Source organism: Planococcus antarcticus DSM 14505 (genome assembly GCF_001687565.2).
Classification (GTDB): domain Bacteria; phylum Bacillota; class Bacilli; order Bacillales_A; family Planococcaceae; genus Planococcus; species Planococcus antarcticus.
On sequence record NZ_CP016534.2, the window covers coordinates 3,093,443 to 3,106,811 of the forward strand.

Annotated in this window: 13 protein-coding genes and 2 riboswitches; of the genes, 6 read left to right on the forward strand and 7 right to left on the reverse strand. The window is 44.9% G+C overall.

The window, feature by feature from the left end; all coding sequences use genetic code 11:
* The 5 genes from BBH88_RS15180 to BBH88_RS19935 all read right to left on the reverse strand — a co-directional run bounded on the left by BBH88_RS15180 (position 1) and on the right by BBH88_RS19935 (position 5,042).
* Positions 1-1,653: a solute symporter family protein gene (locus tag BBH88_RS15180; RefSeq protein WP_238323340.1), complete on the reverse strand. Its 1,653-nt coding sequence runs from the start codon at positions 1,651-1,653 to the stop codon at positions 1-3.
* Positions 1,654-1,923: a hypothetical protein gene (locus BBH88_RS15185; protein WP_040852053.1), complete on the reverse strand. Its 270-nt coding sequence runs from the start codon at positions 1,921-1,923 to the stop codon at positions 1,654-1,656.
* Positions 1,924-2,787: 864 nt separating this feature from the next.
* Positions 2,788-4,050, reverse strand: coding sequence for a mechanosensitive ion channel (locus BBH88_RS15190; protein ID WP_006829136.1), 1,263 nt, complete (start codon positions 4,048-4,050; stop codon positions 2,788-2,790).
* A gap of 125 nt (positions 4,051-4,175) precedes the next feature.
* Positions 4,176-4,616: an EamA family transporter gene (locus BBH88_RS19930; RefSeq protein ID WP_238532160.1), complete on the reverse strand. Its 441-nt coding sequence runs from the start codon at positions 4,614-4,616 to the stop codon at positions 4,176-4,178.
* Positions 4,617-4,646: 30 nt separating this feature from the next.
* Positions 4,647-5,042, reverse strand: a complete 396-nt coding sequence (locus BBH88_RS19935) for a DMT family transporter (protein ID WP_331243596.1) — start codon at positions 5,040-5,042, stop codon at positions 4,647-4,649.
* Positions 5,043-5,152: 110 nt separating this feature from the next.
* On the opposite strand from BBH88_RS19935, the gene BBH88_RS15200 reads away from it, so the two are divergent.
* The gene (locus BBH88_RS15200) at positions 5,153-5,383 is read left to right on the forward strand and encodes a helix-turn-helix domain-containing protein (protein ID WP_006829135.1); all 231 of its coding nucleotides are present in this window, start codon (positions 5,153-5,155) and stop codon (positions 5,381-5,383) included.
* Between the two features lie 63 nt (positions 5,384-5,446).
* Here BBH88_RS15200 and metX read toward each other — a convergent pair whose 3' ends face one another.
* Together metX and BBH88_RS15210 are read right to left on the reverse strand one after the other, a co-directional pair.
* Complete coding sequence (metX, locus tag BBH88_RS15205; protein WP_065536565.1) at positions 5,447-6,460, reverse strand: homoserine O-acetyltransferase MetX; 1,014 nt, start codon at positions 6,458-6,460, stop codon at positions 5,447-5,449.
* 12 nt (positions 6,461-6,472) lie between these two features.
* Positions 6,473-7,765 (reverse strand): O-acetylhomoserine aminocarboxypropyltransferase/cysteine synthase family protein, encoded by a 1,293-nt coding sequence (locus BBH88_RS15210; RefSeq protein WP_006829133.1) that lies wholly within the window; start codon positions 7,763-7,765, stop codon positions 6,473-6,475.
* A 98-nt stretch (positions 7,766-7,863) separates the two neighbouring features.
* Positions 7,864-7,980: riboswitch (SAM riboswitch) on the reverse strand.
* A 130-nt stretch (positions 7,981-8,110) separates the two neighbouring features.
* On the opposite strand from BBH88_RS15210, the gene BBH88_RS15215 reads away from it, so the two are divergent.
* From BBH88_RS15215 to BBH88_RS15235, 5 genes are all read left to right on the forward strand, one after another.
* Complete coding sequence (locus BBH88_RS15215) at positions 8,111-8,752, forward strand: glycerol-3-phosphate acyltransferase (protein ID WP_065536564.1); 642 nt, start codon at positions 8,111-8,113, stop codon at positions 8,750-8,752.
* A 123-nt stretch (positions 8,753-8,875) separates the two neighbouring features.
* A riboswitch (SAM riboswitch) is annotated at positions 8,876-8,990 on the forward strand.
* A gap of 137 nt (positions 8,991-9,127) precedes the next feature.
* Positions 9,128-10,159: a methionine ABC transporter ATP-binding protein gene (locus BBH88_RS15220; protein WP_065536563.1), complete on the forward strand. Its 1,032-nt coding sequence runs from the start codon at positions 9,128-9,130 to the stop codon at positions 10,157-10,159.
* On the forward strand, positions 10,149-10,799 hold the full coding sequence (locus tag BBH88_RS15225) for a methionine ABC transporter permease (RefSeq protein WP_006829130.1): 651 nt from the start codon (positions 10,149-10,151) through the stop codon (positions 10,797-10,799). Before BBH88_RS15220 ends, BBH88_RS15225 begins: the two co-directional genes overlap by 11 nt.
* A 373-nt stretch (positions 10,800-11,172) precedes the next feature.
* Positions 11,173-12,006 (forward strand): MetQ/NlpA family ABC transporter substrate-binding protein, encoded by an 834-nt coding sequence (locus tag BBH88_RS15230; RefSeq protein WP_006830883.1) that lies wholly within the window; start codon positions 11,173-11,175, stop codon positions 12,004-12,006.
* 27 nt (positions 12,007-12,033) lie between these two features.
* On the forward strand, positions 12,034-13,239 hold the full coding sequence (locus BBH88_RS15235; RefSeq protein WP_065536562.1) for a M20 family metallopeptidase: 1,206 nt from the start codon (positions 12,034-12,036) through the stop codon (positions 13,237-13,239).
* The last annotated feature ends 130 nt before the right edge of the window (positions 13,240-13,369 follow it).

Sequence of the window (13,369 nt, forward strand, 5' to 3'; positions counted from 1 at the left end):
TTACATCCCCCAAGGCATCAAAGCCCATATCGCGACAACTGCAGAAACCACCACCGTTACCCCGGCACCTACTGTGCTGTTATAGCGGTATGATTTAATATCCTTCCAACCGTGGATGCGTTCGATCAATTCAATATCCGATTGCTTGGTCAGCTTGTTCGCCAGACCCGGCATGCGGTTAGTAATATAGGAAACGACAATCAGCAAGATAAAACTAATCGGCACAGCGAGCATTGCGCCCGATAGACCCATTCCATCCGTGACCCCGTGCCCCGTCAAGACGATGTTCGGGAAAACGAATGGCGAGACGATAATGTAAATGGCACCACCGACTACAGAGGCGGCAATGGCTCCAAATTTATTGGCTTCTTTCCACCAAACACCGACAATGATCAGCGGTGCATTCGTGACTCCCGCCAATCCGAATGCCCACAGAATACTGACAACTAGGAAAGCAGGCGGCTGGATTGCCAGCAGGATGCTGACCAATCCACCTGCAAAGATAGCCACGAATCCGATCCGAAGACTTAAACGCTGTGGAATATTCGGCTTTAAAGTAGCGATGATATCCTGAGAAATTAAAGCGCCGATTGCCAGCAAATTGCCACTCAAAGTCGAAAGGCCCGCTGAAATCGCACCGGCGATGACAAGTGCAGTCACCCATTCCGGATTGTAGACGAGATTCAGGATGATCGTCAGTTTATCAGCATCTCCGTCTGAAATGACCAGCCCTTGGGTAGCAGTCGCATAAACGCCTACAAAGCCCATTGCATAAGTCGCTGAGAACACCAGCCCTAGAATGAATGCGAACCAGACCATCGCTGAGCGTGCGCTTTTCAGATTGGATGCCGTGTAAACACGCATGGCTAAATGCGGAAGCCCCAAAGCCCCAATCGTCAAAGCTGGAATAATGGAGAAGTACCACTTTGGTGAGAACTGATAGTCGAAGAATGTCGGCAAAGATTCCAGCATGGCTGGAACCATATCCGAATAGAACAAAGGCGGAAAATACCAGCCAGTTGCTCCGACCGCTTTCATGATCGCGCCAAGCGGCAAGATGAACATCAAAGCGATAATGACCATTTGAATCGCTGCGTTGTTCGTCGCTCCCGCCATGCCCCCGATTGTGATGTAACCGACGATAATAATGCCGAAAACAAAAAGTCCTGTTAAATAAGGGATTCCCAATAAAGTTTCAAACGTGATGGCGATTCCGATCATTTGCCCGAGGGCATACATGATAGACACCAAAATCATGAAAAGAGCGGCAATGATGGAGGCCGTCACTCCATATCGGTCGCGGATAAAATGGGTAGGAGAAAAAGCACCCATCCGGCGAAGGCTCGTTCCATAAATGATGGTGATCAATGGAATTGCCAAAATCAACTGAATCCACAACATGATAAACGGCACCTGCAACTGGAGAATCAGCGCCGTGATACCCAAGAATGTCGCCAAACTCATATAAGTTGCCGCCATTGCTAGGCCATTGGTGAAAGCACCAACATTTCCACCGCCTATGTAAAGATCTTTAGCTGAGGCGCTTTTCCGGTTGGACAGGAATCCGACGATATAAAACAATAAAAAAGTCGCTCCCACAACCGCTAAACCAAGAATTGGATTGGATAATTGCCAGTTTTGAGCTTCCATCATCTACACATCCTTTACTTCGTCAGAAATTCCGAGTGCGTCGTTCTCACTATCAATTTCATCATCAATGCGATTGCCAATTTTTCCAGCTACGATTGTCAGAAAAAAGACACCAAACCAACCCATCAAAATCGGCACAATGTACATGACAGGAAAACCAAACAACATGCCATCTACTGGAAAGATGGAGAAAATTAGTCCTACATTCCCTACCACAATAAAGGCGGCCGTCATCCAAATTGTAAACTGCACTTCCTTTTTGTATGCTTTCATCGTATCCCCCATTCCAACTGAATTCCTATTGCTTTTCTTCCCCAACTGAGCGTTCGCTCATTTTTTTCTAAGACTCCTCCCCTTAATTTTATAGTGTTAATAACTCCTTTGATTGTAACCGTTTGCATAAAAATAAGTCAACTGAATTTTTTAATTATTTAAACTATTATTTTAAAATTATTAAATTCAATTTCAGCCACTGATTAATCCTCAAAAATTTTAGCTATGTAAGTTGAACGAATGATTCCGGGCTGTTAATGTTCCGCCAATCAGCTGCTAAGAGCTGGCGCCGAACGAACTCGGGCTGTCCGAGTGAATTTCTTTCCATGTCACTTACGCTGCTCTCATAAGAGTCTCCGCTGGTTTGCTCCGTATCCGGATGACTCGTTACTTAAGGATGCTTAGAAGAAAGAGCGCAAGACGGTGAAGGGCAAAGATGTGCTCCTGCATCGCCGCGCTAGCTTCGTCGCAAAGCTATTGCCCGAACTCTCTTCGTTCAATGACTTTCCTGCTGGAGCAGTGAAGCGACATCCTTGGCAACTGGCACCGCGACGTCCTGTCGCGCCAGTTGCATGACCCACATCCTGTGGGCCCAAAGCGTCCGTCTGGAGCGATTTCTTCGTTTCCCCTCCTCGTTGAGTTGAAAAAGCTGTTTCTTTAATTCAACTTATATAATTCTGCATATATAGTATATTTATTCAATATTCTATTATTTTTTTATATTCTAATATATCTTATATTCTTATAAAACTAGTTGAAGTAATTTCCACCCTCTCATTTAGTCGGATAATTATGCATTATCGGCAGAACCAAAAAACCCTCCTTTAAGCAGCTAAAAGCCTAAAAGGGGGGTCTGAGTTGAGCCTATAGATTTGGTTTATCGTTTTCTTGTTCCATTTTCTTTTCTAACTTTTCAAGCTGGCGCTTCGCAAATTCGCGTCCGCCCATACCGAAGGAAATGGCAAATGCCACTGCAAGTCCCGCAATGATAAACAGGAATGCCAAGTTGACAATGTTTGTTGCAAAATTCAGCTGATCCAATGTCATGAATACGGCAATAATAATAATGACGTATTTTACGACGGCTCCAAGGAAACGGTTGCCAGAAGTCTGCTTGATATAATTTCCGAGCAAACTGCCTCCAACTAATCCAAGACCCAAGATGATCAATGAGCTAATGAGAAGCGGCAAGTATCCGATAACGGCTTCACCTATGCCATTCAATACATCAAGCTGCAAGACGTTCATCGCTTCCACTGTGAAGAAGATGATGATGATTGCCTGCACTACCTTGCCGATAATGTTTGCAATATCAAAGCTCGGTGCTTTTGATTTATCAGGACTCAAGTATGTCGAAAATCGGTTGATGCCTGTCCCATTCAATAGACTGATCAATAAATCTCCTACGAATTTAGCAATCAAGACACCTACCAATATCAAAATGATCGCTACAAAGATGTTCGGGATCATATTGAGAACCTGATTGAGCATATTAACAATCGGTTCAGAAATAGAGCGGATATTCAAAGTTTCCAAAGCAATCGTTATGATCGGAATCAATACGATGACAAAGACCACATTGGCTAGAACGTTTGCTAGTGTCGATTTGTCGCTATTGTCCATTCTCGCAGTTCCTGTTGATGCACCACCAGTTTTGCTGGTGAATTTATTGAACCACTTATCGATATTGATTGCTGCCAAAAGGCTGAATACAAGATTTTTCACAAACTTTGCTACAAAGTAACCAATCACAATAATAATGATGGCCATAAAAAGATTCGGCAGAAATGCCAATAGCTTGTCCATCATATTTGAGATCGGCTGTGCTACGTTGTTCATATCGAGAGTCTGTAAAACGCTCGGAATAAACAAAATGAAGATTAGGTAATAAAGAATTTTCCCTATAGAATCCAATTTGCTGTCCGCATCTTCTTTCGTTTTTGCCATATGGCCTTTAACCATAGCTTTGTCAACGCCTGCTTTTTTCAATCCTTTCGTGAAGATCGCCCGTACAATCGTCGCTACAATCCATGCCATAAGCAATAACAACAATGCGCCTAATACGTTCGGAATATAATCGATGATCGTATTGCCGACCCCTCTGAAGGAATTTCCTACTTCGTTCATATGCTCAACCCCTTTTATAATTTTTTAGATCTTATTTACTATCCCCATCCTTCACTAGAAATAAACTTTTCAGCAAAAAAATTGCTCACTCAGTGAGCAGTCCTGCTATAAGAAAATAGAAATTCTTAAGAAGATAGCTTTCCTTTCCTGCCCATCGTCAATACGATAATGCCGAATAAGAGCAACCCTACGCCAATCCATGAAAGGCCGCTCAACGCTTCACCTACCACAAGCACCCCCAAAATAGCGACCGTCAATGGTTCTGCCAATGATAAAGTCACTGCAAAAGAAGAAGGAATCTGTTTCAATCCAAAAGAAAATAATATGTACGATAAGTTCGTCGCACCAATCCCTAAATAGATAAGCAGCCAGAAGTTTCCTGGAACGGTTATGTAGGATAAATCAAAAAATAATAAAAAAGGAAATAGATAGCAGGCGCTCAGTGAAAAAACCACCGCAACAGCGGCAACGGGTTCCATCCCCTTGAGTACATTTTTACTAGCAAGAGCATAAATCGCAAAAGAAAACCTCGCACCAAGCGCCATGGCGATTCCCGTTGGGTCCACCAGTTGTCCTTTGTTGGCAAATAACAGAAATCATCCCACTAATGCCAGCAACGTAGCCATAGCCCACACTCTGTCTGGCTTCTTTCTTAAGGCCGTCCATTCGATTATCCCCGTCAATACAGGTGCACTGCCGATTGTCACGACGGTCCCAATAGCAACCCCGGTCAATTGGACAGACGAAAAAAAGAGAGGCTGAAACAGCGCCATGCTAATGGCAGACAGCATGGCAGCGGGCCATGGAATCGAGCGGACTGACAATTTTCCAAAGACCAGCACGAAAAGCAGCAAGGAAAAACCGCCAATCGCTAAGCGAAAAGCACCAATCGACAGCGGATGTGCTGTTCCGTCAAAAAAAGATTGGGCTGTTCCTGTCGTTCCCCATAAAATGGCTGCTATGAGCACCAATAAAGAAGCTGTATAATGCAAAATCTCACCTCTGCCTTTCTAGTAGACTATCCTACTAACAACCATGGCGCTGATGGTTTGAGATAGCCACCTTGTTCTATTATAATAAAAGAAAAGAGGAGGGGGATCTTATGTATATGACAGTCCAGGAAACTGCCGCTTTTTTGTCCATGCCTGAAGATCAAGTCAATCGCTATGTATTGGGAGGCCGTATTCGTGCAGTACATGATGGGGAACAATACATGATCAACACCTCTCAGTTCGGGACACATTTCCAACAGTTGGAAGAGGCGAAGCGAGCGCTGGAGGAATGGCGCGCCATTCCTATTCCAGAAGATGTGGATATTAAAGACGAAGACTGATTACCAAAAAAGCATCGGAGACGGGAACAGTCCCTCTCCGATGCTTTTTCTGTAAAACCTCAGCTACCGCGTGAGTTCAGGCACGAATAGACTTTTTAACTTTTCCTCGATAAATCCGCCCCATTTTTCAAATTCAACCAGAAATCCATCGTGGCCAAAATTCGTTTCAACAATTTCCCAAGTTGCAGTCGTCTGTTTTTCCAGCCAGGGAACCATCAATTCACTTGGATAAAGTAAATCGTGGGTAAAGGACAAGGAATAGACAGGAATGTCCAAAACAGCATCTTGAATGTCATGCGTGTTCATAGCTTTCAGCAGCAGTACATAGCTATTGGCATCAAAACGCCCTGCCAATTTCTTACCTTGATAATTCAAGTACGACTGTACATTGAATTCATCGCCATCGCTGGTGCGTCCGAATCGCTGATTGAACATATTGCCACTGCGGTAAGTGAGCATGCCTGCCATTCTGGCTACTTGAAATCCTTTTAAAAGTGCCGAATCCTCATAATTTCCAGAGTTGAAATCTCTATCATTCTCAATCGCCAAAATGCCGATATGGTTAAAAGCAACACCGTAATCGCCGTAGTAGGGTGTGACAGCTAAAGGAAGAACCGCATCAATAAATTCTGGATACGATTTTCCCCATTCCAAGGTTTTCATTCCACCCAATGAGCCGCCTATCACGCCGGCAAGATGGTCGATCCCCAGTTTTTTCAAGGCATGATATTCGGCCCGCACCATATCACGTATGGTCAGTGTTGGAAACTCAGCACGATAAGGTTCTCCTGTTTCCGGATTTTTTGATAATGGGCCAGTCGAGCCATGGCAGCCGCCCAGTACGTTGAAGGTAATCACTTGAAAAACAGTTGTATCCACCGGCTTGCCTGGTCCGATTAATCCTGCCCACCACCCTGGATTTTCCTCTGTGCCAATTGCATATTGGTCGCCTGTCAATGCATGGCACACCAGAATAGCCGGAGCTTTTTTGTCTCCGAGACGTTCGTATGCAAGTTCTACGTCGTTTAAAATCTCAGTTGAATCCAGAGTTAAAGAGCCGATGGATACTGTCTTCATGAAAATCCCTCCTTATACGTTTTCCAATACGGCTACCTGTATCGCCTGCTCCAAATCGGCGATTAAATCTTCTGCGTTTTCTAACCCAACAGACAAGCGGATCAACTCTTCCGTTACTCCGGATGATTTCAGTTCTTCATCGTTCAGCTGCTGATGCGTGGTGGAAGCCGGATGAATGATCAGCGATTTGGCATCTCCTACATTGGCTACATGCGACCAGAGATTGACGCTATCGATCACTTTACGGCCCGCTTCACGTCCGCCTTTGATACCGAAATTGACAATCGAGCCATATCCGTCATTCTTCAAGTATTTCTTCGCTAATTGATGGGAAGGATGATTTTCAAATCCTAAGAAATTGACCCATTCGATTTGTGGATGCTGCCTTAAATAATCCGCAATAAGCTGAGCATTGCTGCTATGTTTCGGAATGCGCAAATGCAGCGTCTCCAGTCCTTGAAGAAAAGCATGCGCACTTTCCGGACTCAGTGATGGTCCAAAATCCCGCAATAGTTGCACGCGCAGTTTTGTCGCAAATGCCGCATCTGGCACATCAATGCCATAACGCAGTCCGTGATACGATTCGTCTGGCTGCGTATAGTTCGGGAAGCGTGGATTATCCCAATTAAATGTTCCAGCATCCACGGCTACCCCGCCAATCGTTGTGCCATGCCCGCCGATCCATTTCGTAGCGGAATGAATAACCACATCTGCACCAAATTCAATCGGATTGCTGCCGTATGGAGAAGCAAATGTGTTATCAATCAATAACGGAATTCCGTTTTCATGTGCAATTGTTGCTACCTTTTCTACATCGAAGACATTCAGGCTTGGGTTGCCGATAATTTCACCGAATAAAACTTTGGTTTTTTCTGTAATTGCCGCTTTGAAATTTTCCGGATCTGTAGCATCCACGAATGTGGTCGTGATGCCATAACGCGGCAAGGTGTTCGCAAATAAATTGTAAGTGCCGCCATACAGACTACTATCTGCTACAATTTCATCGCCGGCTTCTGCAATATTTAAAATAGAGAATGCGATGGCAGCCATTCCCGAAGAAAGAGCAACTGCTGCAGTACCGCCTTCTAATAATGCTACTCTCTGTTCAAAGACATCAACTGTTGGATTCATGATGCGCGAATAGATATTGCCGGTGTCCTTCAGGCCGAAGAGATCCTGTGCATGTTGTGTATCCTTGAAGACGTAAGAAGTGGTTTTGTAGATTGGCACTCCTCTTGACCCTGTCGCTGGATCCGGTTGTTGCCCGCCGTGTAGCAATAATGTTTCTGGTTTTAAGTTTGTCATTTTCCATTCCCCCTGTTTTTTATTGATACATATTGCCGAAGAGGACAACAAAAAGCCCTCTTCGCTAAGAAGAGGGCCGTAAATTACGGAGTTTCCTCCTCTTATCTATCAGAACCTATCAATCGATTCTGTAGGAATTAGCACCTTTTCAGACAGAATCGTCTGTTGGTTGCCGGGCATCACAGGGCCTATCCCTCCGCCACTCTCGATAAGAGTATTTGATTTGGTTTTTCGTCTTGTTGTGAATTATAAAAACTATGGCGCTTTTTGTCAAGTGTATTAGTCAAAAAATTTCGAAACCTTCTCTTTCCTCAAACGTTATCAAGTAATAGAGGAGGAATCTGTATGCTTATCTGGATTTTGTTATTATTTATCGGAGGCTATGTAATCGGTTGTTTTCACGGATCCCTTGCAGCGCAAGCATTATCAGGGGTGAACGTCAAAAAAGAAGGGGTGAAAAACTCCGGAGCTTCCAATGCTGCCATCGTGCTGGGCTGGAAATACGGTTTGCTTGTTGCATTTATTGATATTTTTAAAGGGTTTGCTGCCGTTGCAGGTCTGCGCCTGTTATTGGAATCAGGTAGTTTTTCAACTGAAATGATATGGGCATTATTATTTGTTGCCGGTGCTGGTGTTGTTTTTGGCCATAATTTCCCCTTCTATATGAACTTTAAAGGAGGCAAAGGCACCGCTTCCGTTATAGGCGTCATGGTAGCCCTCGACTGGAAACTTGGTTTACTTGGCTTGCTATTATTGATCAGCGTTTCGCTCGCGACAAACTACCTGGTCATTGGTGTACTTGTACTATATGCAGTTTATTTCGTAATCGCTTTCGGTCCTGCTTCCGGAAACTGGCCATGGCTGATAGCCTCTATACTGTTTGCCATGGCCGCATGGAAACATCGGGAAAACATTATTCGAATAAAGGATGGCACTGAAAACAAAGTATCTTCTGTTTTCCGAAAGAAAACTACAACCTCAAACTGAGTCGGATTTCTAGATTGTTTCTTCGTCTATTCTAAAGATTGTGAAAAAAATTCAAAAACTCCCTTGACTTTTTTGTTATTTCACCATAAAGTGAGACTCACGAATCGAATAGTACACATCACTTTCTTATCAAGAGAAACCGAGGGACAGGCCCTGAGACGTTTCGGCAGCAGATTTGTTTAACCGCAAAAACTGTGCCAACTCCTGCAAATGCCGTTAAGCATTTGGAAGATGAGAATTAGATGGTTTCAACAGGAGCCCTCTTTTTTCTTATGGATAAGAAAAAAGAGGGCTCCTGTTTGTCTAATTTCTTGTAAGAATGTGGGTCCTATCAATTTACTAAAATCTATTACAGCACGAGGAGGTTTAATCACCGTGATTCAATTCGAAGGGGTCGCCAAGACCTATCAATCAGGAAAACAAGAAATCCATGCTTTAAATGGTATCGATTTGACCGTCGAAACCGGCGAAATTTACGGAGTCATTGGTTTTAGCGGAGCCGGTAAGAGCTCATTAATCCGCACAGTAAACCTTCTCGAACGTCCCTCTGCCGGACGTATATTGATACACGGACAAGACGTTTTGACTTTATCTAGTAAAAAAATTCGTACTATTCGGAAAGATATCGGCATGATTTTCCAGCATTTTAATCTGCTAAATTCAAAAACAGTTTATCACAATGTGGCGATGCCGTTATTACTAGCAAAGACCCCTAAAGCTGATATTGAAAAACAAGTAAAAGATTTACTCGATTTTGTTGGTCTTGCAGATCAGGCACAAAAATATCCAGACCAGCTGTCGGGCGGACAAAAACAGCGCATTGGCATTGCACGGGCACTTGCCACAAACCCTTCTGTACTGCTGTGCGATGAAGCGACGTCAGCACTTGATCCACAAACGACTAAATCGATTTTGGATCTCCTTCGAAAAATCAACAAGGAATACAACATCACCATCCTGCTCATCACACATGAAATGGGCGTTATCCGGGAAATCTGTGATAAGGTGGCCGTCCTTGAAGCAGGAAAAGTTATCGAGCAAGGCAGTGTCTTCGATATTTTCTCGAACCCACAACAGCCTACCACGAAGCGCTTTGTCCGCTCCGTCATGAACGATGAGCTGCCTGAATCGCTGTTGGAACAAATCCAGGATGCCCAAAGCGACCATGCCATCTACCGGTTGCAGTTTACCGGCACATCTGTCGGCAAGCCGTTCATGTCTCGTGTATCTCGTGATTTCAAGGTTGACCTGAATGTGCTGTTCGGCAATATCACTGAGCTGCAGGGCATTCCATACGGCAACCTGATCGTCGAATTCTCTGGAGAGCCAAGTGAAATTGAACGAGCCTTATCCTCTATTCGGGACAGCAATATTCACATAGAGGAGGTCAACAATTATGTCAGTTAACTACGAACAAATTCTGGAAGCCCTATGGGAAACCATTTATATGACCGGCGCAGCATTCGGCTTTTCCTTATTGATCGGCTTCCCTCTTGGCATCCTGCTGGTAGTCACACGTAAAGGTCATCTACTGGAAAACGAACCGGTTTCCAAAGCGCTCAACATTATCATCAATATTTTTAGATCCGTTCCTTTTATCATTTTGATGGTCGCCATTATCCCACTGACACGCATCATTGTCGGCACATCCATCGGTACGGCCGCGGCAATTGTTCCATTGGTCTTCTACGCCGGACCTTATATTGCCCGGTTAATTGAAAACTCCTTACTGGAAGTCGACAAAGGGGTCATCGAAGCCGCTCAAGCAATGGGCGCTTCACCGATACAAATTATTTTTCGCTTCCTGATTCCTGAGGCTTTAAGTTCACTGGTTCTCGCTTTGACCATAGCGGTAGTCGGCCTGATCGGTGCATCAGCCATGGCAGGTGCCATTGGAGGCGGCGGCCTTGGAGACTTGGCCATCACATACGGCTACCAACGATTCGACACCGTGGTGATGTTCATCACAGTAGCCATTCTAGTCGTACTCGTACAAGGCGTTCAATCGTTCGGAAACGTTTTATCAAGACGCGTAAGACGCAGTTAGCACGAAAAGCGCAAGTGCCCGTGTAGATTCGACGGGCATAAGACGCGCTGGCGAAGCGGCGTGTTCTCAGCCGCACAGCCAGAGTGACTTATGACCCTAGAATCTGGGCGCTGGAGCTGGACACTCAGAAAAGCGCAAGCAGCCATGTAGCCCCGACAAGCGCTGGAAGCCTTACCGGTAATGGCGTTCCTTGCCATTGCCGGTAAGGCTGAAGCGACTCGAGGGGCTGGCTGCTGAAGTCTGGACACAGAAAAGCGCAAGCGCCCGTGTAGATTCGACGGGCGCTGGAACCTAGACAATAAATAAACAATTGAAAGATTATACTTTCTGAAGTTTCAATGAAAACATCACAGAGAAAATGGAGGAACTAATCATGAAAAAAATTACAACTGCAACATTACTTTCGCTACTGGTATTAATCTTGGCGGCCTGCGGTGACGACAGCAGTTCTGGAGGCAACACGACAGTCACTCTTGGCATCAGCGGTTCCGATACAACCATCTGGGATTACGTTGCTGATAAAGCGGAAGCTGAAGGAATTGATATAGAGATCCAAACCTTTTCTGATTATGTAGCTCCAAACTTGGCTCTTGCCGAAGGCGAATTGGATTTGAATGCGTTTCAGACGATTTCCTATTTTGATGAATTTGTCGAAGAGCACAACGTCGATATCGTGCCAATCGGTTCTACCGTTATCGCGCCAATGGGCTTGTATTCCGATAAATACGAAGCTATCGACGAAATTCCTGAAGGTTCACAAATCGCAACACCAAATGAAGCCACTAATATGGGGCGTGCACTATTGCTGCTTGATGAGGCGGGATTGATCACACTTTCTGAAGATGCGGGTCTTACTGGAACAGCTGAAGATATTATTGAAAATCCGAAAAACATCGAAATTGTTCCTATGGTATCCGGACATACACCGCGTGCGATGCCTGATGTTGCAGCTTCAATTATCAACAATGGGGTTGCCGTTGATGCTGGATTGAATCCGACAGATGATCCGATTGCGCGCGAAAGCGACACAGCTAAACCTTATATCAACCTGATTGCTGCAAATGCTGAAGAAGCAGACAATGAAGCTTACCAGAAAATCGTTGAGATTTATCAGCAGGAAGACACTGCCGACTTTATTATCGAACATACAAAAGGCGGTCAGATTCCAACCGTTGTCACAGTTGATGAACTCGTCGATTATCAATAAGAAATTATCTGTATAGGAGGAACTCCAATGACCCTGATTAAGGACGCAAGACAGACCATTTCCCTATCTATCGATTCGCGACATACAGCATATATCGAAATAAGCCAGGCAATTCATGCCAAACCTGAAATCGGTAACGAAGAGTTTTATGCAAGTTCCTTATTGATTGATTTGCTTGAAGACGCAGGATTTACTGTCGACAAAGGTGTTGCCAGCCACGACACCGCCTTTGTCGCCAGTAAGACTAGCTCACTTCCGGGGCCAACAATCGCTTATCTCGCTGAATATGATGCACTCCCCGGAATTGGACACGCCTGTGGTCATAATATTATTGGAACGACTAGCGTCGCTGCCGCCATTGCTTTATCAGAAACATTAGACGTTACTGGCGGCCGCGTTATCGTTCTCGGAACACCCGCGGAAGAAGGCGGACCAAATGGCAGCGCCAAAGGCAGTTTCGTTAAACATGGACTACTCGAGGGCATTGATGCCGCTTTGATGCTGCATCCTTCCGGAAATTCGGCTGTCACCGGTCCTTCCCTTGCTGTCGATCCATTGGAATTTCACTTTCACGGCAAGCCTGCTCATGCAGCAGGCTCTCCTGAACAAGGTATTAATGCGTTGGATGCTGTTTTGCAGTTGTTCAACAGCATCAATGCATTGCGCCAGCAATTACCGTCGGATGCACGTGTCCATGGCATCATCACTCATGGAGGCGATGCACCGAACATCATTCCTGAATATGCAGCGGCCCGCTTCTATATTCGTGGTGATTCATGGAAGAAAACATCCGATACTGCCCGCAAAATTCGGGCCATTGCAGAAGGTGCGGCCTTGGCAACTGGGGCTACAGTGAAAATCGAACGTTTCCAGAATGAAGTGCGCGACTTGGTCATTACACCTGCTTTGGATGTGATTATCCGCAGTGAGCTCGAAGCACAGGGTGAAGCTGTAGCCGATTCCCGCATCTCTGGCCTTGGCTCTACGGATGCTGGTAACATTAGCTATGAAGTCCCGACTGCACATGGTTATATTAAAATTGGTCCTGAAAGCCTAATTGCCCATACTGCTGAGTTTCGTGAAGCTGCTAAATCGGAACAAGGTCATAACGCTTTAATCAAAGGAGCTAAAGCATTGGCCAATACTGGTTATCGCCTACTGACAGAGAGCGCTCTTCTAGAGGAAGTTCGAGCTACACATGCGAAAGCAGTCAAATTGAAACAGCAGAACTGATAGAACGATGCCCATTAAAGGGCATCGTTTTTTGTGACTAGAATTTTCGCCATTTTCCAACTTCATGCTAAAATACTACTATATAGGTTGAAGTTATTATTTTCAGCTGTTGCTGGCTTATAAACAATTG